Here is a 22,154-nt window from a genome sequence, read left to right on the forward strand (position 1 = left end):
ATTTCGACGTGAAGGCACGTGTCACCGTTACCTTGAAAACGGGCATCCTCGATCCGCAAGGCAAGGCCATCGAAGGCGCGCTGAAGTCGCTCGGCGTCGACGGCGTCGCCAGCGTCCGCCAGGGCAAGGTGTTCGACATCGAGCTTGCCGGCGCCGACAAGGCCAAGGCCGAAGCCGCGCTGAAGGATGCCGCCGACAGGCTGCTGGCGAATACCGTGATCGAGAATTATCGCGTCGAGATCGTCTGAGTCCGCCTCGTAAATCCTCATGGTGAGGAGCGCAGAATGCGTGTCTCGAACCATGCAGGCCCGGCTTTTGCAACTCGGCCTTCATCCTTCGAGACGCGCGCAGAGGGCGCGCTCCTCAGGACGAGGAGCCGGAGTGGCTAACACGCGCAGTCGGGCGAGGGCCGCCGGCCCTCACAGCCACCCAACGTGGCGGAAGCGCCAGTAGAGCGCGATGCACGACACCAGCATCAGGCTCAGTACGGCGTAATAGCCGTACTCCCAATCCAGCTCCGGCATGTGCTTGAAGTTCATGCCGTAGATGCCGGCGAGCGCGGTGGGGATCGCGATGATGGCGAGCCAGGAGGCAAGCTTCTTCGAGACTGCTGTCTCCTGGGCTTGGCCGACCAGCAGGCTCGCTTCGAAGGCGAAGGCGAGCACCTCGCGCATGGAATCGATGCGCTCCTGGATGTTGCGGACGTGGTCGGTGACGTCGCGGAACAGCGTTTGCATGGCCGGGCGCACCATCGACAGCTCGTCGTGCTCGAGCCGGCGGCAGACCTCCACCAGAGGGCCGATCGCATTCCGCAGCCGCAACAGGTCGCGACGCAGCATGTAGAGGCGCTCGATCTGGGCCTTGGTGATGGCGTGGGAGAGCACGTAGTCTTCGATTCCCTCGACCTCTTCGTGAATGCTTTCGAGCACCGGCGAGTAGTTGTCGACGATGAAATCGAGGATGGCATAGAGGATGTAATCCTCGCCGCGGGCGAGCGCCCGCGGGCAGCTCTCGCAGCGCTCGCGTACCGCCGTATACGAGGTCGAGGCGCCGTGGCGGACCGTCACGAGATAGCCATCACCAATGAAAATATGAGTCTCGCCGAAGGCAATCCGCCCCTCGAGCAATTGCGCGGTCCGCGCCACGATGAACAGGGCTTCGCCGTATTGCTCGATCTTGGGCCGCTGATGGGCGTTGTTGGCATCCTCAATGGCGAGCTCGTGCAGATCGAACTGCTTCTGCACGGCGCCGAGCAGCGCCATGTCGGGCTCATGCAGCCCGATCCAGACCACGTGGCCGGGCTTGGCGCGCCAGCTAGACGCCTCGCTGATGGCGATATTGGCGACGCGCCGTCCGTCGACATAGGCGCCGGCAGCGACGACGCCGTCGGCGGAAACCGGCTCGGCGGCGGATGTGGGCAGCGACGGGACATTCATGGTTTCAATCCCGGCAAATCGTTCGGCCAAATTGCGATGGCCAAATTGCGATAACCATGGCCTGTGCACAAGGCGGCCCGGCGAGGCTAGCACTAGTAAAATCCCCGTCAAATGGTTATGTCTCTTCACGATTTAGCCCCTCGCGAAGCCGATTCCTGCCACCATCGGAACCTCAACCATGAAAGCCGCCATTCTCGTTTTTCCCGGAATCAACCGCGAGCGCGACATGGCGCGCGCGCTGAAGCTGATCTCGGGCAACGAGCCTGCGATGGTGTGGCACGCGGAGACGTCGCTTCCTGCCGGCACTGATCTTGTGGTGGTCCCCGGCGGCTTCTCCTATGGCGACTATCTACGCTGCGGCGCGATTGCGGCGCGCGCGCCGGTGATGGATGCGGTGCGCGACTATTCGGCCAAGGGCGGCCTCGTGCTCGGCGTCTGCAACGGCTTTCAGATCCTCTGCGAATCCGGCCTGCTGCCGGGCGTGTTGATGCGCAACGCGCAACTGAAATTCATCTGCCGCGACGTGCATCTGCGCGTCGAGCGTTCCGACACGCCGTTCACCCGCGGCTACAATGCGGGCCAGGTGATCCGCGTGCCAGTCGCGCATGGCGAAGGCAATTACGAAGCGGACGAAGAGACCATCAAGCGCCTCGAAGGCGAGGGGCGGGTGCTGTACCGCTACTGCTCGGCCGACGGCGTGGTCGATGAGAGCCACAACATCAACGGCGCGGCGCATTCGATCGCCGGCCTCGTCAACGACAACGGCAACGTGCTCGGCATGATGCCGCATCCCGAGAACCACGTCGAAGACATCATGGGCTGCACCGACGGCCGCGGCCTGTTCGCCGGCCTGGTCCAGCACCTGGAAAAGGCCGCGTGATCTCGGTCATTTTGAAGCGGTGTCTCGCCGCATTCGCGGTGCTCTCGTTCGCGACTGCTGCGTCCGCGCAGGATTTTCCCAAGCGTCCGATCACCTTGATTGTGCCGTTCGCGGCCGGCGGCACCTCCGACGTGATCGCCCGCACCGTCGCCGAGCAGATGGGCGTTGCGCTCGGCCAGACCATCGTGATCGAGAACGTCGCCGGGGCCGGCGGCTCGACCGCGCTGGCGCGCGCCTCCCGCGCCGAGCCTGACGGCTACACCATCGCGATCGGCAATGCCGGCACCAATGCCGCGGCCTATACGATCTATCCAAAACTGCCGTTCACGCCGGACTCCTTCCTGCCGATCGCCATTGTGGCGAAAACGTTCGGCATCATCGCCCTGCGCAAGGATTTTCCGGCAAAGGACCTCAAGGAGTTCATCGCCTACGCCAAGGCCAATCCGGGCAAGATCAATCTCGGCCATGCCGGCGTCGGCTCGTCGAATTATTTGATCTGCAAGAGTTTCGTCACGGCCGCCGGGATCGAGGCGACACTGGTGGGCTATCGCGGCGCGGCGCCTGCGCTGACCGACGCGGTCGGCAGCCAGATCGACGGCGTCTGCGATGCGGCAGCGTCCGTCTCGCAGTCGATCAACGAGAAGCTGGTGAGGGGGCTCGTTGTCGGCTCGACCGTGCGGCTCGCCACGCTGCCCGATTTGCCCACGTCCGCCGAAGCGGGCCTGCCCGAATTCGAGGCACAGGGCTGGAACGGCCTCTTCGCGCCCAAGGGCACGCCGCCGGCCGTTATCGCCAAGCTGAACGCCGCCGCGCGCACCGCAGTAGAAACCGACGCGGTGAAGAAGCGTTTTGGCGATCTGTCGACGGTCGCGCCCGATGCCGACGAGCACACGCCGGAGCTGCTTCAGCAACTTGTGTCGCGCGACGTCGAGAAATACCGGAAAATGCTGGCGGACGACGCCAAGTAGCCGCAAGGCTTCGATCCACAATCATTCATTCTTTGCAGGCGGTGCAGCGATCGTGGCGCATCAATGGTGCCTGACCGAAAGTCCGCTCAATCAGGGGTGGTCGGATTCGTCCATGTACAAAAATGGTCGCAATCTGCGCGTACACATCGTCGCGGCTGGAGAGGTAAACCACTGGACAGAGGCATCATCATGCACTTCGGCTCAGCCTGGCGTTCGAAGTTGCCTCACGCCGTGAACGATTCGTTCGCATGGACCGAAGATCAGGCGCTAGTCGATCAGGTCACGACCAACGTCCTGTCGCTGGACGTGCTCGCAAATGATCGCGCGGGCCACGCCGCAAGGCTCTATTCGATCGACGACGGTGGTGGGTGGGGGTTCGACTGGGCGCTTTTGGCAAGGGACGTCGGTCGCGAGGGGACCTCGCCCTGGGAAACGACCGACGACGGCAACCTGATCCGCATCAATCACGGCCAAATCGAGCTCGATCTCAGCCAATCACTATCTGCGCTCGGGGCGACTGATTTCAATTCCATGGCGGCCGGGGACGTCATCGACGACGATTTCGTGTATGCGATCCGGTTCGGGCACGGCAGGCTGAGCGAGGCCCACGTCCACGTGCATGTCGATGGCGTCAACGATCCTGCGACGATCAGTGGCACTTCGACCGGAACGGTGACGGAGGACTGCGCCGTCCAGGCCGCACGTGGCGCGCTGACCGTCACCGATCCCGACCATGGCCAGAGTCAGTTCCAGTCGTCTGCTTCGCTGGCCGGCACCTATGGGACGTTCGCGTTCGACCCGACGACCGGTGTCTGGGGCTACACGCTCGACAATAGCGCGGCCAATGTCCAGGCACTGACCGCCAATGATGTCAGGCACGACCTGCTGACGGTCAGCTCCGCGGACGGCACCTCGCATCAAGTTATCGACGTGACCATCCATGGCGCCGACGAACCGAGGCACCTGGATATCGTGGCGGGTGCGGAGTTCACGGACATCGCGGCAGACCCGGGCTCAGTGGCCGTTGTGTTGCATGATGAGCCCGGCGGATTTCAGGCTCCGGCCCCCTATCACAACGGTACAAGCTACTATAACGGCACGCTTGAATACACGACCGCGATCGGCATCGCCGATCTCAATGGTGACGGCGTGTCAGATATTGCGACCGCCGGCCTTGCCGGCCTCGGTACCAACTCGAGCGCCAGCGTCGGGGTGCTGCTCGGGCATGGCGACGGCACCTTCGGCGCCGCATCGACCTATCACAACGGCACATCGTGGGGACCCAACCAGGAGTACACTTACGCGCTCGATATCGCCGACTTCAACGGGGACGGCGTGCTCGACATCGCGACTGCGGGGGTCACCGGTGACCTCTCCGCCGGCAGCGTGGGCGTGTTGCTCGGAAACGGCGATGGCACGTTCCAGGCAGGCAAGCCCTATAGCACCGGGACCGTCTTCGCCAGTCTGTCGCAGATCACCTACGCGCTGGCGAGCGGCGATTTTAACGCAGACGGCAAGCTCGATATCGTGACCGTCGGCGCGGCAGGGTCCGGCGGTGCCTCTACCGAGAGCGTCAGCATGCTGCTTGGGAACGGTGACGGCAGCTTTGGGACGCCCATGACCTATGCGACGGCAAACCTCGTCGTCGATCATGAAATGACGGAAGCGGTTGCCGTCGGCGACGTGAATGGTGACGGCAGGCTCGATGTCGTCACTGGAGGATTTGACGACAACAACCTCGCGACGGGCAAGACCGTCCACTCCATGAGCCTGCTGCTGGGCAGCGGCGACGGCACTTTGCAAGCGGCGATGCCGCTCTCCAGTGGCATTCCGTTAAACTCGATCTCCTATCAGTCGGAGGAAACCACGGATCTGGTCCTGGCCGATCTGAATGGCGATGGCAGGCTCGACATCGTCGGCGCGACGCACAGTGCGAACAGCAGCGTATTCACCATGCTGGGCAACGGTGACGGGACCTTCCAGCCAGCGTCTAATTGGTCAAACGGTTCTCCGCCGGATGGCGATGAAACGACCACGTCGATCTCGGTCGGTGACATCAATGGCGACGGTCGCCTCGATATTGCCGCGCTCGACAGTGGAGGTTCTGTCGGCGTGCTCTATGGAAACAGTAGCGGCTTTCAGCCAGCCGAGGTCGTGCAGACGGGGATTCACGACGCTCTCGCCATCCAGCTCGGCTACCTCATATCGGCCTGAAACGCGGGTCGATGACCCCCGATGCGCCGGAGCTGTGCGGTAGTTCGTGACGCTCGACGTCGCGAAATACCGGAAATTGCTTGCGGACGACGCCAAACAATAGCGCTTCACGCCAAGGCAGGGTGAGCCTTATGCGTCTGGCTGAGCTTGTGGCTTCCGCTTCATCCGCTTGATCGTGCCGGAGAAGGTGAGCAGCGGCCGGTCGCCGGACATCATCTTGCCGCGCAGGAAGATCAGCGAGCCGCCAGCGCGGGAGACTTCGCCCACGCATTCGATCAGCTCACCCTCCCGTGCACCATCGAGGAAGTCGCAGGCGAAATTTGTGGTCACGGCCCGCCCATCCAGCTCGTGGGTGGCGATCGCAAACAGGCAATAGTCGGCGAACGCCATGAAGCATCCGCCATGGACGTTGCCGGAGCCGTTGAGGTGCTTTTTCTCGACCCTGAAAGCGCTGCGGACACTGCCGTCCGGCTCGATCTTGTGCCAGAACGGGCCGATATGGCTCTCAAAACTGTCGCGGATCCAGGTCCGCCAGCCCTGGAATTCCCCATCGGCGGCAATGTGGAGGTCGGGACGGCGGGACGGCGGCGCTTTGGTCAATTCGTGCAAGGAAACGGGCCTTCAATTACGGGTCTTTAGCCCTTAAATCCGATCCGACCGCGCCTTGCAATTCCTGTTCCCGCATCCCCCGCCGCAAAACGTGGGACAGCGGTAAAATGCACCATAAAGGGCTTTTCGTGAGCCCCCGATGTTCCTAAGAACGGCCAACCCCGCCGAAAGCCTCGAATCCATGAAGAACGAACCCAAGATCACCCCCGAGCTGGTTGCCGCCCACGGGCTCAAGCCCGACGAATATGAGCGCATCCTGAAGCTGATCGGGCGGGAGCCGACCTTCACCGAGCTCGGCATCTTCTCGGCGATGTGGAACGAGCACTGCTCGTACAAATCCTCGCGCATCCATCTGCGCGGATTGCCGACCAAGGCCCCCTGGGTGATCCAGGGCCCCGGCGAGAACGCCGGCGTGATCGATATTGGCGATGGCCAGGCCGTGGTGTTCAAGATGGAGAGCCACAACCACCCAAGCTACATCGAGCCCTACCAGGGCGCGACCACTGGCGTCGGCGGCATTCTGCGCGACGTCTTCACGATGGGCGCGCGGCCCATCGCCTGCCTCAACGCGCTGAGCTTTGGCGCGCCCGAACATGCCAGGACCCGGCATCTGGTCTCCGGCGTCGTGGCCGGCGTCGGCGGCTACGGCAATTCCTTCGGCGTGCCGACGGTCGGTGGCCAGGTGCGCTTCCACACCCGCTATGACGGCAACATCCTCGTCAATGCGATGGCCGTGGGCCTCGCCGATGCCGACAAGATTTTCTATGCGGCCGCCTCCGGCGTGAACATGCCGATCGTCTATCTCGGCTCGAAGACGGGACGCGACGGCATCCATGGTGCCTCGATGGCATCGGCCGAGTTCGACGACAAGTCCGAGGAGAAGCGCCCGACGGTGCAGGTCGGCGATCCCTTCGCCGAGAAGCTTTTGCTCGAAGCTTGCCTCGAGATTATGGAGCAGGGCTGTGTCATCGCGATCCAGGACATGGGTGCGGCGGGCCTGACCTGTTCGGCGGTTGAGATGGGCGCCAAGGGCGATCTCGGCGTCGACCTCGATCTCGACGCGGTGCCGACCCGCGAGACCGGCATGAGCGCCTACGAGATGATGCTCTCCGAGAGCCAGGAGCGCATGCTCATGGTGCTCAAGCCTGAGAAGGAGAAGGAAGCCGAGGCGATCTTCAAGAAGTGGGGGCTCGATTTCGCCGTCGTCGGCTACACCACGCCGAGCAAGCGCTTCGTGGTCAAGCATGGCGGTGACGTCATGGCCGACCTGCCGATCAAGGAGCTCGGCGACGAAGCGCCGCTTTATGACCGCCCGCATGTCGCCGCCACCGCACTGCCGATCGTGCACGCCCGCGAGGTGTCGGCGCCGATGGGTGTCGGTGCCGCGCTGGAGAAGCTGATCGGCACGCCGGATATGTGCAGCAAGCGCTGGGTCTGGGAGCAGTACGACCACGTCATCCTCGGCAACACCATGCAACGGCCCGGCGGCGATGCCGCCGTCGTGCGCGTGCAGGATGGGCCGAAGGGCCTGGCGCTGACCATCGACGTCACGCCGCGCTATTGCGAGGCGGATCCCTATCAGGGCGGCATGCAGGCAGTGGCGGAAGCCTGGCGCAACATCACCGCGGTCGGCGGCAAGCCGCTCGCGATCACCGACAATCTCAACTTTGGCAATCCGGAGCGGCCCGAGATCATGGGCCAGTTCGTCGGCTGCCTGAATGGCATTTCGGAGGCCTGCCGCACGCTCGACTTCCCGGTCGTGTCCGGCAACGTCTCGCTCTACAACGAGACCAACGGCCGCGCGATCCTGCCGACGCCCTCGATCGGCGGCGTCGGCCTGCTCGACGATTTCACCAAGTCGGCTTCGCTGGCTTTCAAGGCCGAGGGCGAAGCGATCCTGCTGATCGGCGAAACCCACGGCTGGCTCGGCCAGTCCGTCTATTTGCGCGACATCTGCGGTCGCGAAGAGGGCGCGCCGCCGCCGGTCGATCTCGCCGCCGAGAAGCGCAACGGCGACTGTGTGCGCGGCATGATCCACGCCGGCACCGCGACCGCCGCGCACGACCTCTCCGACGGCGGCCTTCTGGTCGCGCTTGCCGAGATGGCGATGGCAAGCGGCATCGGCGCGAAGCTGCTCGCAGCGCCCGCTGCACTCGTGCCGCACGCCTATTGGTTCGGCGAGGACCAGGCGCGCTATCTCGTCACCGTGCCGGAGGTGGAAGCTGGCCGTGTGCTCGCCAAGATGCGCGGCTGCGAGGTGCCCTGCGTGCGGATCGGCACCACCGGTGGCGACGCAATCGCGATCGCGGGCGAAGCGCCGGTCGCGATCGACACGTTGCGTGCATCGTTCGAGCGCTGGCTGCCGGAGTATATGGGCGGTAAGGCGGCCTGAGGGGCCGCCGCAAACTCCGTCATTGCGAGCGGAGCGAAGCAATCCAGAATCCCTCCGCGGGGGCAGTCTGGATTGCTTCGTCGCAAGGGCTCCTCGCAATGACGAGGAGAGACCGTGCCTCACAACACGTGCGACGCCCCCGGAATCTTCCGCAACGCCGCGGTCGCAGCCCAGCTCAGAATCACCGTCAGCACGAACACGGCGGAAGCCTTCGCGATTGCAGGCCAATTGTAGTCGAACAGCCAGTATTGCAACCACAGCGTGATCGGATAGTGCAGCAGGAACATGCCGTAGGCAGCGGCCTGCATCGGATCGAGTAGCCTTGCTGAGCCTGACTGCCTGAACCGCTGGAAGAGTGCCAGGATCAGAAACATGATGGCCACGCTGAAGACGGTGACGCAGACGGCGTAAATTCCTTCATACCAGTTCGGCAGTGGAGACGGATTCCCCAGTATTTCTCGCTTGATGAAGATCAGCACCCACAGCAGGCAATACGGAACGATCGCCAAGACCATCCAGTCCCAGCTCACCTTCGCCATCCTGCCGTCAGCCGAGAGCAGTCCGCGATCGATATTCGCAACGCCGATGCCGGCGCCGAAAAAGAAGTAGGTCGCATAGAGCATCACGCGCCCATGCTGGACCGAAAACGGCCCGAACTCGAACCAGTTGCTTGGTCCGAAATACATCAGCCCGGGTACATAGAACGCGGCGCTGACGGCCAGCATGACCGCGAAGAATTCCGCGGGTCGGCGCCGCCCGCGCAGCGAGAGGCGGTTGATAGGGTCGAGCAGATTGGGCGACAGCCGGTACAGGAGGCATGCGATCAGGTCGAAGGCGAACAAGACCCAGAGGAACCAGATCGGCCCGCTTGGCCACGGGCCTTTCGTGATCGTAGTCCACCAGAACTGCGAAAATCCGATCTCGGGGTTGAGCCGCAGCGAGATGGCGTAATACGCGAGCGGAATGACCGTGAATGCGCAGATCACGAACGGTATGCCGAGCCGACGGACGCGGTCTGCCAGATAGCTCGCGGGCCCCTTGCGAGCGATTCCCGACCACGCAAACAGGCCCGACAGGAAGAAGAACATCGCCATGAAGAAACTGTCGGTGGCGAGCACGATCATGTCGAAGCCGACCCAGGAGGTCGGATCGGTGTGGCCGAAATAGGTGTAGGGAATGACGGCGTGATGTAGCAGCACCACCAGCGTCAGGAAGGTGCGGGCGCGGTCGAGCGACAGATTGCGCACCTTGGCCTTCGGCTCGGCATGCGCCTCTACGCCGATCGCCGCGGAATGTGACATCGTGATCATGGTCGCCCCGGTCGCGTTTCTGTCTCGGCCGGACTCTGCCGCCGGGAACCCGATTCAGCAAGGGCGGATTGTGCCGCCACAACCTTCCGTCGTGCCTTTAGGAACCAGTTCCGCGCAACGCGGTTAGCGTTTCCGAAACGGGTGAAGGCCGCCGATTGCAGTGGCCATTGTCGCGGAGCTGGCGATGACGATCTTGAAATGGGCACTGATCTTCCTGCTGATCTCGATCGTGGCAGGTGTGCTCGGCTTCACCGGCATCTCGGCCGCCTCTGCCGACGTCGCCCGTTTCCTGTTTTACATCTTCGTCGTGATCTTCCTGGTGCTGCTGATATTGGGGCTAACGATATTCAGGGCGTAGCCCCACGGCTCCCGCGCGCGGTCGTCGGGCCCGGGCTTGCCGTCTTCGCTGAAGCTTCGCCGGCCCAACACTGAGTGCCCGGCGAAGCCTTGGCGGAGCCGGGTCTCGGGCATCCACGGTCTTCCGTATCCGAAGCACCAAGAACGTGGATGGGCGGGACATAGGCGAGCGTAAGCGACGCCCTCCTTCGGGACGGCTATGGACCGGCCATGACAGGAGAGGTTATCCAACCTCCTCGATCTTCACCTTGTCCGGATAGAAGGCGAGATGCCCGGAAATCTCCGCCATTGCGGGGAAGGGCGTCTCATAGGTCCAGATCGCGTTGTCGAGCGTCTTGCCGTCGGCTTTGATGCTGTAATAGCTCGCATCCCCCTTGTAGGGGCAATGCGTGACGCGGTCGGTGCGCTCGAGCAGCGCCATGTTGGCGTCTTCCCGCGGCACATATTGCACTGCCGGATATTTGGCCTCCTTTAGCGTCAGCGCCTTGGTGCTCTCGGCGATCACGATGTCGCCCGCCGTGACGCGGATACGCCGGGCGGTCGGGGTGATGGTGATGGGGTGGTCGGGCCCTGGAAGCTTCATGACTTCACGCCTTTTTCGATCGATCTGCCGTGCGCGGCACTTTGTCGTGCCTTTATCCTGGTCGGATCACCGATATAGTGCCTCAAGGCGTGACGTAGAAGGCTGTTCACGCTAAGTTTGGCCCTGCCGGTCCCGGGGACCCCGGCAGCGATTCGACGCCGAGGCTGATTTGCAGCCGAGATGAGGAGCAAGACCCGAATGCCAATGGACGCCCACGATATCGAGGCGATGATCAAGGCAGCGATCCCCGATGCCGAGGTGACCATCCGTGACCTCGCCGGCGATGGCGACCACTATGCCGCGACCGTGATCTCGGAATCGTTCCGCGGCAAATCCCGCGTCCAGCAGCACCAGATCGTCTATCAGTCGCTGCGCGGCCAGATGGGCGGCGTGCTGCACGCGCTGGCACTGCAAACCGGGGTGCCAGGTACTTAAGATTTGACGAGTACGTGATCTGACGAGCACCTGACCTGATCGCGAGAGCGGGGGACGACGATGGCTGCGGATAATCCTCGCGGTGCGATGTTTCGCGTCGTCGTGCCGAACCAGCACAGCCGCGTCACCAACGCCGAGCTGTTCTTCGACCTCGTCTTCGTCTTCGCCATCACGCAAGTCTCCCATACGCTGCTGCACCACTTTACGCCGCTCGGCGCGGTACACGTCACGGTGCTGTTTCTGGCCGTGTGGTGGGTGTGGGTCTACACCGCGTGGGTCACCAACTGGCTCAATCCCGAGCTGACCCCGGTCCGCATCCTGCTGTTTCTGATGATGCTGGGCGGCCTCGTGCTGTCGACCACGATCCCGACGGCGTTCGAGGGGCGCGGCCTGTGGTTTGCGATTGCCTATGCGACCATGCAGGTTGGACGCACCGCGTTCTGGCTGTTCGCAACCCCGCGCCATCGGCAACAGGTCCGTCATAACGCCATTCGCATCCTGACGTGGCTCTCGATCTCTGCGGTGTTGTGGATTGCAGGCGGCTTTTTCGAGGGCGAAACGCGGCTATGGCTGTGGATCGCGGCGGTCACATGGGAGTACGTCTCACCGGCGGTGCGCTTCTGGGTCCCGAAGCTGGGGTTTTCGTCGATCGAGGCCTGGGCCGTCGAAGGCGGCCACATGGCGGAGCGCTGCTCCCTGTTCGTCATCATCGCGCTTGGCGAGGCCGTCGTCGTCAATGGCGCGACCTTCGCCGAACTGGACTGGACGGCGGACAACATTCTCGCCTTCGTCTCGGCGCTGGTCGGCAGCATCGCGATGTGGTGGATCTACTTCCACAAGGGCGCGGAGGCCGGCGCTGAGCGGATCTCGAAGACCACCGAATCCGGCCGCCTGGCGCGGCTCGCCTATACCTATCTGCACATGCCGATCGTCGCGGGCATCATCCTGGCCGCGGTCTCGGATGAACTGGTGCTGAAGCACCCGAGCGGCCATTCCGACATCCGCACCATCATGAGCACGGTCGGCGGGCCGCTGGTATTCCTGATCGGCACCATCCTGTTCAAGCACGCGATCCGCGGCTTCCTCCAGCTCTCGCACGGCATCGGCATCATCCTGCTTCTGGCGCTGAGCTGGTTTGCGGCCGATCTCTCGCCGCTATGGCTGTCAGTCGTGACGACGGTGATCATGATCGTGGTCGCGGTGTGGGAGTCGGTGTCGCTGGGGTCGAAGCCGGAGCAGGCCGCCGAACACTGAACCGCCGGCCCCGTGGCTGGCGGAAATTTGTTCAGCGACATGCGCCGGAGCGCTTACTCCGCAGCCTCCAGCGCGTGCACCGAAAACATCTTCGCAGAATCCGTCCAGGTCTCGCGCACGCGCCAGCCGGCTCCTTGCGCCAGCGCAGCAAAACGCTCGAGGCTGTATTTGTAGCTGTTCTCGGTATGGATGCTCTCACCCGCCCGGAATGAGAAGCTCGTGCCGAGCATGCGCACGGTCTGGCTCTTCTTGCTGATCAGATGCATCTCTATTCGATGCCGCTCGCGGTTATAGATCGCGCGATGGGCGAAGGCGGAGAGGTCGAAATTGCCGCCGAGCTCGCGGTTGATGCGCACCAGCACATTGAGGTTGAAGCGCGCGGTGATACCGGCGGCGTCGTTGTAGGCGTCGTGCAGCACGCGCTCCTCTTTCTCCAGGTCGGCGCCGATGATCATCTGCGCGCCCCGGCCGAGAATCGTGCGGGCGCTCTTCAGGAAGGCCTGGGCCTCCTGCGGCTCGAAATTGCCGATGGTCGAGCCGGGGAAGAAGCCGACCTTCGGCATCGAGGCGACCGCCTTGGGCAACTCGAACGGCGTGGTGAAATCGGCTGCCACCGGATGAATGCCGAGCGAGAGGAAGTCCCGCTTCAGGCCGTTCGCCTGGGCCTTTAGGAAATCGCCGGAGATGTCCACGGGCACATAGGCTGCGAACTTGCAGTGGTTGAGCAGCAGACGAACCTTTGTCGTGGCGCCGGCGCCGAACTCGACCAGCGCTGCATGCTCCGGAATGATCTTCGTGATCTCGCTGCCGCGCTCCCTCAGGATCGCAAGCTCCGTGCGCGTCGGATAATATTCGGGCAGGCGCGTGATCGCCTCGAACAATTCCGATCCGGTCGCGTCGTAGAAATATTTCGGCGACAGCTTTTTCGGCTGCCGCGACAAATCCTCGATGGCTTCGCGGGCAAATGCGGTCGTTTGCTCGTCGGGAAGATGGGCCTCGGCCAATGCGCTGCCATGCACATTCATGATACTCTCCTGAACGCGCTGTCCGGCGCGCGGTTGTCGTCGGATGAGAATTAGTCGTAATCGGCAAGCCGCAATCCCGTGAATTGCCAACGATGATGCGGATAGAAGAAGTTGCGATAGGTGACGCGGCTGTGACCGTCAGGCGTTGCCAGCGAGGAGCCGCGCAGCACCAGTTGGTTGATCATGAACTTGCCGTTGTACTCGCCGAGCGCGCCTTCGATGGCGCGGTAACCGGGGTAGGGTGAGTAGGAGGAGCGCGTCCATTGCCAGACGATGCCGAAAGCGTCGTTCAGCGCGCCCGCGCGTGCGGCGACCTCCCATTCCATCTCGGTCGGCAAATGCTTGCCGGCCCAGCGCGCGAAGGCGTCGGCTTCGTAATAGCTGACGTGGCAGACGGGCGCCTCGGGATCGACCGGCTTGAGGCCGGCGAGCGTCATGACATGCCAGGCGCCATCGACCTTGCGCCAATGCCCCGGAGCCTCCCAGCCTTCGCTGTTCACGGCAGCAAAACCGTCCATCAGCCACAGCGTTGCGGTCCGATAGCCGTCGTCACGCATGAACGCGAGCCATTCGCCATTGCTGACGAGATTGCGCGAGATCCTGACCGGGCCAACCAGGGCGCGATGTGCCGGCTTCTCGTTGTCAAAATGGAAGCTGTCGTCGACATGGCCGACGGTATGGATGCCTTCGTTCAGCGTCAGCCATTCCTCGCCGGTGCGCGTCGACGCCGGGAAACGCCACGCCGGATCGTAGGCCGGCGGGATCGGGTTCTGGGCGAAGGCGTGCAGGATGTCGGTGAACATCAATTCTTGGTGTTGCTGTTCGTGGTTGAGCCCGACCTCGACCAACGGCGCGACGGCCTGAAGCGTGTCCTCGCCCGCCTCGCGGAAGAATTTCATGACGGCCGAGTCCACATGCTTGCGATAGGCGCCGACCTGATCGGCGCTTGGCCGCGTGATGTCGCCGCGGCGATGCCGGGCGTGACGGGGGCCTGCGCTGACGTAATAGGAATTGAACAGGAACGCGAAATCGGGATGGAAGGGCCGGTAGCCCGGACAGTGCTCGCCGAGCACGAATTGCTCCCAGAACCAGGTGGTGTGAGCGCGGTGCCATTTCGTCGGGCTCGCGTCTGGCATCGACTGAATCTGCTGGTCCTCGGGCGATAGCGGCGCAGCCCGGCGTTCGGTCTCGTTGCGGACGGTGAGAAAAGCATCCTCCAAGGACCGGGCGAGGCTGCCCGGGGCGGACACCTCTGACGAAAGCGCGGGGGCGGCCGTGGCGGAGGCTTGTTTCGTCACGTTTTTCTCCAGACAGGACAAGAGAACGTTGTTGGCATTGCCGGGTTCCAAAACCAAGGTTCGTCCTAGATAGGGGCTCCGTTACGGTATGAAAGTCCTCCTCGGCAATGATATTAGCGTCATCAGCCCATGCCGCCGGCCGGGCTTCGGATCGGCCGTCCGAGCCCCGTCGCCGCCATTTTACTTTGGATGCACAACGGTTTGGGCTACATATATGGGCAGGTATCGGGTTAAATCGGCTGAGCCGGCCCGAGTTGAATCGTTGAGGGCTCCGCCCCGGAAGGACATGGATATGAGCATAGAGGAATTCATCGGCAACGAAGTTAAGTCGAACGACGTGGTTCTGTTCATGAAGGGCACGCCGCAATTTCCGCAGTGCGGTTTCTCCGGCCAGGTCGTCCAGATCCTCGACCATCTCGGCGTCGGCTATAAGGGCCTCAACGTCCTCGAATCGGCCGAACTGCGCAACGGCATCAAGACCTTCTCGAACTGGCCGACGATTCCTCAGCTCTACGTAAAGGGCGAGTTCGTCGGTGGCTGCGACATCATCCGCGAGATGTTCCAGGCCGGCGAATTGCAGCAGCTCTTCTCCGAGAAGGGCGTTGCGGTCAACGCTGCGGCCTGACGCTTGACCACGCTGACGCGCCGGATCGGCGGCGCCCAGCTCGAGGTCATCGTTGCTGACATCACCACGCTCGGCGTTGACGCCATCGTCAACGCGGCCGACACGTCGCTCCTTGGCGGGGGCGGCGTGGATGGCGCCATCCATCGGGCGGCCGGGCCCGAACTGATCGCCGAGTGCCGCATGCTCCACGGCTGCAAAACCGGCGACGCCAAGATCACCAAAGGCTATCGGCTCAAGGCCGCGCATGTGATCCACACTGTCGGGCCGGTCTGGAATGGCGGCACGCTCGGCGAGGACGATCTGCTCGCCTGCTGCTATCGCCGCTCGATCGAACTGTGCCGGAAGCACGAGCTGACCTCGGTGGCATTCCCCGCGATTTCGACCGGCGTTTTTCGCTTCCCCGCGGACAGGGCCGCCGATATTGCCGTCCGCACGACCATCGAAACGCTGCCGGCCGCACCATCCGTCACCCGCGTGATTTTCTGCTGCTTCTCGGAGCCGAGCGCCGACCTCCACATCGAGGCGCTTGTGCGGCACGCCGGCCCTTGTGCCGACTAACGCGGTCAGTACACTCCGCCGGACCGTGTTCCGGGGAGGGGCTATGATTTCACATTTTGGACGGCGCGCGTTCGTCTGCGGTGCACTCGTGTCGCTCGGTGCGATCTCGCTGGCGCGCGCGGAGGGGACCTACGAGATCCCCGCAGGCGCGCATTTCAACCAGGACAAGCTCGCCAAGGTCAGCGAGTTCTTCAAGAACGAGGTTGCGACCGGCAAGATCGCCGGTGCAACCGTGCTGATCAAGCAGCACGGCAAGCCGGTCTACCGCGAAGCCTTCGGCGTGCAGGACGTGGTCAGCAAGGCGCCGATTACGGACAAAACCATTTTCCGCCTGTTCTCGATGAGCAAGGCGATCACTTCCGTCGTCTCGGTGCAGTTGATCGAGGACGGCAAGATCAAGCTCGACGATCCCGTCTCGAAATACATTCCGTCCTTCGCCAATGTGAAGGTTGGCGTCGAGAAGAAGGCTGAGGACGGCACCAAGTCGCTCGAGCTCGTGCCCCCGAACCGGCCGATGACGGTGCATGACTTGATGACGCACACTTCTGGCGTCACCTATGGCTTCTATGGCGCCAGCCTGGTCCGCAAGGCCTATCGCGACGCCAACATCTATGCCGGCGATTTTGACCTCGCCGAGTTTGCCGAGCGAATCGCAAAACTGCCGCTGCACAACCAGCCGGGCGCGCTGTGGCAATACGGCCACTCCACCGACATCCTGGCGCGGGTCATGGAGGTTGCCGCCGGCAAGCCGCTGCTGGAGATCGAGCGGGAGAAACTGCTTGGCCCGCTCGGCATGGTCGACACCGGCTTCTTCGTCACCGATCCCGAGAAGCAGAAGCTGCTGGCGCAGCCAGTGCCGAACGACAGTGATTTTCGGGTCGGTCGCATCAACGATCCAACCGTCGTCAAGAAAATCCAGTTCGCGAGCGGCGGCATGGTTACGACCATGGCAGACTATGAGCGATTTGCGCAGATGCTGCTCAACGGCGGCAGCCTCGACGGCAAGATCATCCTCAAGCCCGAGACGTTCAAGCTGATGGCGTCCGATCAGATCGGTCCTAGCTCCGGCGTCGATCGCGATTATTTCTACTTCCCGGGCGACGGTTTCGGCTTCGGTCTGGGCCTTGCGGTCCGCACCGATCCCGGCAATGCCAAGCCTCCGCCGCCCGGCGATCTCGGCGAATTGAAATGGGACGGCGCCTCCGGCTGCTATTTCGTGATCGACCCCAAGCAGGACATGTTCTTCGTCCTGCTGGAGCAGACGCCGACCGAACGCCAGCGCGTGCAGCGGACATTGAAGCAGTTGGTTTATGAAGCCATGGAGAATTGACATGCGCGGGCGCCGCGCGCTGATCGCGGCGCTCGTTCTCCTGTTCGGTACAATCGGTGCGCACGCAGGCGCCGAGGGGCGTGTCGCCCACATTTTTTCGCCCGAGGGACTGACAAAAATCTCCGACTACATCAGGAACGAGATCGCGACCGGCAAGATTCCCGGTGCCATCCTGCTGCTCCAGCAGCACGGCAAGCCGGTCTATTACGAGAATTTCGGGGTCCGCGATGTCGCGACCGAGATTTCGATGAGCGCGGACACGATCTTCCGGCTCTATTCGATGTCGAAGCCGATCACCTCCGTCATGGCGATGATGCTGGTCGAGGAAGGCAAGCTCGCGCTCGACGATCCCGTCTCGAAATTCATTCCTGCTTTTGCCGGCATGAAAGTCGGCGTCGAAAAGAAGGCCGAGGGCGGCAAGGTCGCGCTGGCGCTGGAGCCGCTCGATCGTCCAGTCACGATCAAGGACCTGCTGCGGCAGACCTCCGGACTGCCTTACGGCTATTACGGGGGCGGCATGGTGCGCGAGCTTTATGCTGATGCCAACCTCTTCAACAGCGATCTGGCCAACGCCGATTTTGCCGCCAAGATCGCCACGCTGCCGTTGGTCGAGCAGCCGGGCACGGTGTGGGACTACGGCTTTTCCACCGATGTACTCGGCCGCGTCGTCGAGGTGATCTCTGGAAAGACGCTGCTCCAGTTCGAAAAGGAGCGGCTGCTTGATCCGCTCGGCATGACCGAGACGGCGTTCTATGTCGCCGATCCCGCAAAATTTCCCCGCATTGCCGAGCCGATGCCGGACGATCGCAACATCAATGCGACAACGCAGGTTCGCGATATCAGGCGGCCGGCGATATGGGAGTCGGGCGGCGCCGGCATGGTCGGAACGGTCGGCGATTATGCCCGCTTCGCCCAGATGCTGCTCAATGGGGGGATCTACGAAGGCCGGCGTTATCTCAAGCCCGAGACCATTGCGCTGATGGCGTCAGATCATATCGGGCCCGAGACCAGGATCGCGCGCGATCAGAACTATTATCCGGGCGGGAGCTCCGGCTTCGGCCTCGGCTTTGCCGTGCGCACCTCGGTGCCGCCGGGCACCTCATGGCCGCTCGGCGAGTATCGCTGGGACGGCGTCGGCGGCACCTTCTTCTTCATCGATCCCGAGGACGATCTGTTCGGGATCTTCATGGTGCAGACCCCGACGCAGCGCGGCCGGATTCAACTGGCGCTGAAGACGCTGATCTATCAGGCGATGGGGCGGTGAGCTCGACGGTTACGCCGCTTTCGTAGCCCGGATGAAGCGAAGCAAAATCCGGGAATCCATCCGCCCGGCGACAATCCCGGATTGTGCTACGCTCCATCCGGGCTACGGGACTCAGGCCCCGCGCACGATCTCGCGGATGTGGCCGATCGTCTCCTCGATCTGGCTCGCCGTGACGTCGAGATGCGTGCAGGCGCGGATGCGGCCATCCATCATCGCGAGCGTCACGCCGCGCTGACGGAGTGCCGCCACCATCTTGTCGCCGGGAATGCCGGCGCCATCGGGCTTGAAGAACACGAGATTGGTCTCGGGCTCCTGCACCTCCACGCCCGCGATCTGCGACAGCCCGCGCGCCAGGGCGCGCGCGTTGGCGTGGTCGTCGGCGAGACGGTCGACGTGGTGATCGAGCGCGTAGATGCAGGCGGCCGCGCAGATGCCGGCCTGCCGCATCGAGCCGCCGAGGCGTTGCTTCCACTGCCAGACCGCGTCGATGAACGCGCGCGATCCCGCGAGCACGCCGCCGATCGGTGCGCCGAGGCCCTTCGAGAAGTCGATCCACGCCGAATCCCAGCCCGCGGTCATGTCGCGCGGAGAGATGCCGGTTGCCACCGTGGCGTTCAGCAGGCGCGCGCCGTCCATGTGGGTGACGAGGCCGTGTTGCTTCGCGATCGCGACGATCTCGTCCAGCGCGGCCTTCTTCCAGATCGTGCCGCCGCCGATATTGGCGGTCTGCTCGACGCTGACGACCGTCTGCGGCGGCTGGTAGCGGGTGCGTGGGTGCAGCGCCTTGCGCAGGGTTTCCGGCGTGAACTGGCCGTCGGGTCCCTTCAATTGCGTGACCTGGAAGCCGCCGACCGCGGCATGCGCGCCGCCCTCGCGCGCGATGATGTGCGCGCTCTCATGGGCGAGGATCTCGTCGCCGGGACGGCAATGCACCAGCGTAGCCGTGACGTTGCACATCGTGCCGGACGGCATGTACACGGCGGCCTCCTTGCCGAGCAGATCCGCAACGCGCGCGCACAGCGCGTTCACGGTCGGATCGTCGCCGACCTGCTCGTCGCCGACCTCGGCGCGCGCCATTGCCTCGCGCATCGCCGGCGTCGGCTTCGTCTGCGTGTCCGAGAGCAAATTGATGCGCACGGGCGGCGCCTTGGGATCGACGGGGGGAGGGGTGTAGAGCATGGCTGGTCTCGTCATCTAGTCGAACAATTGCGGTCTGATGTCTTGCGCGCCGTGAACAATGGCGCGAATTTCGACGTGGTCGGATTGCACGGTGTAGAAGATCAAATGAGATTGGAAGCGAAATCGTCGATAGCCAACCGCCAGCTCATCCACTTGCTGTCCGATAAGGGGAAAGTCGGCGAGAAGTCCGAACGAACGGATTAGGCCGGCGTAGTAAGCCTCAGCCTGATATTTGCCGAATTGGCTCTCGGTGAAGTCGTAAATGTCGATCAGATCGGCTCGGGTGCGCTCCGATAGCCGGTACTCAGCCATGGCGGCGCTGGGCAACGCGTTGCCGCGCGGCGGCGAGGATGTCGTCCGGCGTGTCCGTCGTGAAGTTGTTGCAGTCGGGCTGAGCGAACAGCTTTTGATATCGGCGGACCTGCTCGTCGCGGGGCAGCGCGGCCCATGTTTCAAGCTCCGCTTCACTCGGCGTTGCGGAGGGCGTGTCGTTGGCGAGTTGGTCGGTTGTCTGAGGCATCGACACTACAATACCACAACAAAAAGGCCCCGGAAACCGGGGCCTTTGAGTGTTGATCTGCCGAGCTATCAGCGCGAATAGAATTCGACCACCAGATGCGGCTCCATCTGCACCGGGAACGGCACGTCGGAGAGGCCGGGGATGCGGATGTATTTCGCGGTCATCTTGCCGTGATCGACTTCGAGATAGTCGGGGGTATCGCGCTCGCCGAGCTGGCTGGCTTCGAGCACATGGGCGAGCTGCTTGGAAGCTTCCTTGACCTCGATCACGTCGCCGACCTTGAGCTGGTAGCTCGAGATGTTGACCTTGCGGCCGTTCACCTTGATGTGGCCGTGGTTGATGAACTGGCGGGCAGCGAAGATCGTGGAGACGAACTTGGCACGGTACACGACCGCGTCGAGACGGCGCTCGAGCAGGCCGATCAGGTTCTCGCCGGTGTCGCCCTTGAGGCGGCTCGCCTCGACATAGATGCCGTGGAACTGGCGCTCGCTGATGTTGGCGTAATAGCCCTTCAGCTTCTGCTTGGCGCGCAGCTGCACGCCGAAGTCCGAGAGCTTGCCCTTGCGGCGCTGGCCGTGCTGGCCGGGGCCATACTCGCGGCGATTGACGGGGCTCTTCGGGCGGCCCCAGATGTTCTGGCCCATACGGCGATCGATCTTGTACTTCGCCTCACTGCGCTTAGTCATCGCGTCCTCTGTAGGTTCATGGTTTGAGGAAACGCGCCCTCCTGTGTGACGGGTTAGTGCCCGGCACCGACAGGTCCGATCCCCAAAGCTGGAAGGGACAGGACCACGGGTCGCGAAACGCTTCGCGGGCCGAAACCGGCCCGCGAGCAGGCGGCTTTTAGGGGAGTTTAGGGCGTGCTGTCAATGCGAATACCCCGGAATTATGTCCTGACCGCCCGGATCGGCTTCGGTCCAGCCGCGCGCAATTCGGTAGCGATTTCAGTGTTCAGCACCTGTTCCAGCCGGGTCAGGACCCGCGCGATTGGGGCGGCGTCAGTGACCCGATGGTCCCAGCGGATCACGACATGGACGGTCTGGTCCGACGCCACCACTCCGTAGCTGACGATGAAAGGGCCCGGCGTGATGGCCTGAAGCTCGCCGCCGCCATAGGCGGCCACCGAGGTCACCGAGAAGCTGCCGAACCAATTGCCCCGCTGCCGGCCGAAATTCAGGCCGATCGCCCAGGACAGGCGCCGCAGCGGCAGCGGCAGGCGCGTTGCCCGGATGATCTTGCGAAACATGGGGACGTCCTTGATCGGCGCCGTCTTGGCGTGCCGGATCAGGGCGTCCACCTCAGCCAGGGGCAGGGCCTCCGGGGCCGCGATTCGCTGCGGCAGCACGCATTCCTCGCCGTCCTCGATCCGGGCGATGGCTATCGACGCCACGCTCTTTGGAAGCTCGTAGAGCATCGGCCACGGCCATTTAGCGTAGACCGTGCGCAGGATCGGCTCGTCCTTGGCGACGAGCGCAAAGGCCTTGACGAACGTCGCGGCCCAGCCCGCCGGTGCGGCCGCGCCAGCGCGGGCCTCGAGCAGGGGGCGGATATAAAGCGGGCGGGACAGCGAGACGAAAGGCACGCCCATCGAGGCGCGCATGAGGTCGACGATCAGGCGGCGCGGCAGCGAAATGTTCTTCGGTTGACCGCGCATCGTTCTCCGGTTCCCGCTGGATTAGAGTCTGTGCAGGACGGGGCAGGACGGGCCCTCCCGCTCGCCGCCTGCTCTAGCATGAACCAACCGGCTTGGGGCCAGTCGGTTCGCCGCATCATCAGGGCGCTGGCGTCGCTAGCGGCTTGGTCTTATCAAAGGTATAAATACCGATGATTTTCAACGGCTTATCGCCATGGGTCTTGGAGTCATGCACCCCCCTGGAACAGTTGACCCTGGCAGTGCCGCGGTTCCCGGCAAGACTG

Annotated in this window: 23 protein-coding genes and 1 pseudogene; 12 read left to right on the forward strand and 12 right to left on the reverse strand. The window is 63.4% G+C overall.

Translation table 11 applies throughout. The features are described from left to right. The first annotated feature begins 8 nt into the window (after positions 1-8). Positions 9-248 carry a phosphoribosylformylglycinamidine synthase subunit PurS gene (gene purS / locus GWG65_RS04440; RefSeq protein WP_275194191.1) on the forward strand — a complete coding sequence of 80 codons (240 nt, stop codon included), beginning with the start codon at positions 9-11 and terminating at the stop codon, positions 246-248. Between the two features lie 171 nt (positions 249-419). Here the strand turns inward: purS and corA are convergent, their stop codons facing one another. Beyond that, a complete protein-coding gene (gene corA / locus GWG65_RS04445) occupies positions 420-1,436 on the reverse strand; it encodes a magnesium/cobalt transporter CorA (protein WP_275194192.1) in 1,017 nt (338 codons plus the stop codon). A gap of 178 nt (positions 1,437-1,614) precedes the next feature. Here corA and purQ point away from each other — a divergent pair, with 178 nt between their 5' ends. The 3 genes from purQ (at position 1,615) to GWG65_RS04460 (ending at position 5,498) form a co-directional block, all read left to right on the forward strand. Further along, the gene (gene purQ, locus GWG65_RS04450) at positions 1,615-2,316 is read left to right on the forward strand and encodes a phosphoribosylformylglycinamidine synthase subunit PurQ (RefSeq protein WP_275194193.1); all 702 of its coding nucleotides are present in this window, start codon (positions 1,615-1,617) and stop codon (positions 2,314-2,316) included. Beyond that, positions 2,313-3,284, forward strand: coding sequence for a tripartite tricarboxylate transporter substrate binding protein BugD (locus GWG65_RS04455; protein ID WP_275194194.1), 972 nt, complete (start codon positions 2,313-2,315; stop codon positions 3,282-3,284). The genes purQ and GWG65_RS04455 overlap by 4 nt, the downstream gene beginning before the upstream one ends. Before the next feature lie 189 nt (positions 3,285-3,473). After that, positions 3,474-5,498, forward strand: coding sequence for an FG-GAP-like repeat-containing protein (locus GWG65_RS04460; protein WP_275194195.1), 2,025 nt, complete (start codon positions 3,474-3,476; stop codon positions 5,496-5,498). A 129-nt stretch (positions 5,499-5,627) separates the two neighbouring features. On the opposite strand, the gene GWG65_RS04465 is transcribed toward GWG65_RS04460, so the two are convergent. Beyond that, positions 5,628-6,107: a PaaI family thioesterase gene (locus GWG65_RS04465; RefSeq protein WP_275194196.1), complete on the reverse strand. Its 480-nt coding sequence runs from the start codon at positions 6,105-6,107 to the stop codon at positions 5,628-5,630. Between the two features lie 181 nt (positions 6,108-6,288). Between GWG65_RS04465 and purL the strand changes: the two genes are divergently transcribed. After that, positions 6,289-8,499 carry a phosphoribosylformylglycinamidine synthase subunit PurL gene (purL, locus tag GWG65_RS04470; RefSeq protein WP_275194284.1) on the forward strand — a complete coding sequence of 737 codons (2,211 nt, stop codon included), beginning with the start codon at positions 6,289-6,291 and terminating at the stop codon, positions 8,497-8,499. 119 nt (positions 8,500-8,618) lie between these two features. On the opposite strand, the gene GWG65_RS04475 is transcribed toward purL, so the two are convergent. Then, the gene (locus GWG65_RS04475) at positions 8,619-9,809 is read right to left on the reverse strand and encodes an acyltransferase (RefSeq protein ID WP_275194197.1); all 1,191 of its coding nucleotides are present in this window, start codon (positions 9,807-9,809) and stop codon (positions 8,619-8,621) included. Positions 9,810-9,993: 184 nt separating this feature from the next. On the opposite strand from GWG65_RS04475, the gene GWG65_RS04480 reads away from it, so the two are divergent. Continuing rightward, on the forward strand, positions 9,994-10,167 hold the full coding sequence (locus GWG65_RS04480) for a DUF1328 domain-containing protein (RefSeq protein ID WP_148742381.1): 174 nt from the start codon (positions 9,994-9,996) through the stop codon (positions 10,165-10,167). Positions 10,168-10,389: 222 nt separating this feature from the next. Here GWG65_RS04480 and GWG65_RS04485 read toward each other — a convergent pair whose 3' ends face one another. Beyond that, positions 10,390-10,749: a DUF427 domain-containing protein gene (locus tag GWG65_RS04485; protein ID WP_275194198.1), complete on the reverse strand. Its 360-nt coding sequence runs from the start codon at positions 10,747-10,749 to the stop codon at positions 10,390-10,392. Between the two features lie 198 nt (positions 10,750-10,947). On the opposite strand from GWG65_RS04485, the gene GWG65_RS04490 reads away from it, so the two are divergent. Continuing rightward, positions 10,948-11,184, forward strand: coding sequence for a BolA family transcriptional regulator (locus tag GWG65_RS04490; RefSeq protein ID WP_011088461.1), 237 nt, complete (start codon positions 10,948-10,950; stop codon positions 11,182-11,184). A 60-nt stretch (positions 11,185-11,244) separates the two neighbouring features. Further along, a complete protein-coding gene (locus tag GWG65_RS04495; RefSeq protein ID WP_275194199.1) occupies positions 11,245-12,438 on the forward strand; it encodes a low temperature requirement protein A in 1,194 nt (397 codons plus the stop codon). Positions 12,439-12,491: 53 nt separating this feature from the next. Here the strand turns inward: GWG65_RS04495 and egtD are convergent, their stop codons facing one another. Further along, positions 12,492-13,463 (reverse strand): L-histidine N(alpha)-methyltransferase, encoded by a 972-nt coding sequence (gene egtD, locus GWG65_RS04500; protein WP_275194200.1) that lies wholly within the window; start codon positions 13,461-13,463, stop codon positions 12,492-12,494. A gap of 50 nt (positions 13,464-13,513) precedes the next feature. Beyond that, the gene (gene egtB, locus GWG65_RS04505) at positions 13,514-14,812 is read right to left on the reverse strand and encodes an ergothioneine biosynthesis protein EgtB (protein ID WP_275194285.1); all 1,299 of its coding nucleotides are present in this window, start codon (positions 14,810-14,812) and stop codon (positions 13,514-13,516) included. 241 nt (positions 14,813-15,053) lie between these two features. On the opposite strand from egtB, the gene grxD reads away from it, so the two are divergent. Genes grxD through GWG65_RS04525 form a run of 4 tightly spaced genes read left to right on the forward strand, consistent with a single transcriptional unit; the run spans position 15,054 to position 18,538 of the window. Then, positions 15,054-15,386 carry a Grx4 family monothiol glutaredoxin gene (gene grxD, locus GWG65_RS04510; protein ID WP_187436151.1) on the forward strand — a complete coding sequence of 111 codons (333 nt, stop codon included), beginning with the start codon at positions 15,054-15,056 and terminating at the stop codon, positions 15,384-15,386. Between the two features lie 3 nt (positions 15,387-15,389). Beyond that, positions 15,390-15,944, forward strand: coding sequence for an O-acetyl-ADP-ribose deacetylase (locus GWG65_RS04515; protein WP_275194201.1), 555 nt, complete (start codon positions 15,390-15,392; stop codon positions 15,942-15,944). A 43-nt stretch (positions 15,945-15,987) separates the two neighbouring features. Further along, positions 15,988-17,274 (forward strand): serine hydrolase domain-containing protein, encoded by a 1,287-nt coding sequence (locus GWG65_RS04520; protein ID WP_275194202.1) that lies wholly within the window; start codon positions 15,988-15,990, stop codon positions 17,272-17,274. A 1-nt stretch (position 17,275) separates the two neighbouring features. Beyond that, a complete protein-coding gene (locus tag GWG65_RS04525) occupies positions 17,276-18,538 on the forward strand; it encodes a serine hydrolase domain-containing protein (protein WP_275194203.1) in 1,263 nt (420 codons plus the stop codon). Between the two features lie 111 nt (positions 18,539-18,649). Here GWG65_RS04525 and GWG65_RS04530 read toward each other — a convergent pair whose 3' ends face one another. The 6 genes and pseudogenes from GWG65_RS04530 to GWG65_RS04555 form a co-directional block, all read right to left on the reverse strand. After that, entirely contained in the window at positions 18,650-19,717 is a 1,068-nt protein-coding gene (locus tag GWG65_RS04530; RefSeq protein WP_275194204.1) for a threonine aldolase family protein, read from the reverse strand. Between the two features lie 15 nt (positions 19,718-19,732). Next, complete coding sequence (locus GWG65_RS04535) at positions 19,733-20,029, reverse strand: type II toxin-antitoxin system RelE/ParE family toxin (RefSeq protein ID WP_275194205.1); 297 nt, start codon at positions 20,027-20,029, stop codon at positions 19,733-19,735. Continuing rightward, positions 20,022-20,237, reverse strand: coding sequence for a hypothetical protein (locus GWG65_RS04540; protein ID WP_275194206.1), 216 nt, complete (start codon positions 20,235-20,237; stop codon positions 20,022-20,024). The genes GWG65_RS04535 and GWG65_RS04540 overlap by 8 nt, the downstream gene beginning before the upstream one ends. Positions 20,238-20,305: 68 nt before the next feature. Continuing rightward, complete coding sequence (gene rpsD, locus GWG65_RS04545) at positions 20,306-20,923, reverse strand: 30S ribosomal protein S4 (protein WP_275194207.1); 618 nt, start codon at positions 20,921-20,923, stop codon at positions 20,306-20,308. 200 nt (positions 20,924-21,123) lie between these two features. Next, positions 21,124-21,891, reverse strand: a complete 768-nt coding sequence (locus tag GWG65_RS04550) for an acyltransferase (RefSeq protein WP_275194208.1) — start codon at positions 21,889-21,891, stop codon at positions 21,124-21,126. A gap of 118 nt (positions 21,892-22,009) precedes the next feature. Then, positions 22,010-22,105, reverse strand: a pseudogene (locus GWG65_RS04555) (cupin domain-containing protein); the annotation flags it as partial. Positions 22,106-22,154 lie beyond the last annotated feature (49 nt).

Origin of the sequence: Bradyrhizobium sp. CSA207 (assembly GCF_029051685.1) — a bacterium.
Lineage (GTDB): Bacteria > Pseudomonadota > Alphaproteobacteria > Rhizobiales > Xanthobacteraceae > Bradyrhizobium.